The following is a 437-nucleotide window of genomic DNA, read 5'->3' as shown; positions in this document are numbered from 1 at the left end:
CGACTTCTGTCACCGACGTTGCCGACACTACCAATCTGTCGCTCAGCGCCAGTAACTCGGTGGCTGAAGGTGGCCAGATCACCTACACCGCGACATTGACCAACGCCGCTGGCTCGCCAGTGACCGTGACCCTGTCGAATGGCGCCGTGATCACCATCGACGCCGGCAAGACCACCGGCACCGTGAACGTTCCAGCGCCAGCTGACGACGTCTACAAAGACGCCGGCTCCGTGCAGGCGACGATCACCAGCGCTACCGGCGGCAATTTCGAGAACCTGGTACCGAGCACAGCTCCGGCCGTAACGACTGTCACCGATACCATCGATACCTCGACCGTCAAACTGACCGCCGATACATCGGTCGCCGAAGGCGGCACTGTCACCTACACCGCCACCGTCGGTGCACCAGTTACCGGTTCTCCTGTCGTCGTGACATTG

At 61.8% G+C, this 437-nt stretch carries 1 protein-coding gene; it reads left to right on the top strand.

Annotated elements, in window-relative coordinates; all coding sequences use genetic code 11:
- Positions 1-437, top strand: a 437-nt coding sequence (locus QMX86_RS28195; protein WP_282387997.1) for an immunoglobulin-like domain-containing protein, incomplete at both ends; no start/stop codon positions are given.

This window comes from Pseudomonas sp. PS01270 (genome assembly GCF_029959775.1).
Classification (GTDB): domain Bacteria; phylum Pseudomonadota; class Gammaproteobacteria; order Pseudomonadales; family Pseudomonadaceae; genus Aquipseudomonas; species Aquipseudomonas atacamensis.
The sequence above is the reverse complement of the archived record's forward strand: the minus strand, read 5'-3'. Positions and strand labels throughout refer to the sequence as shown.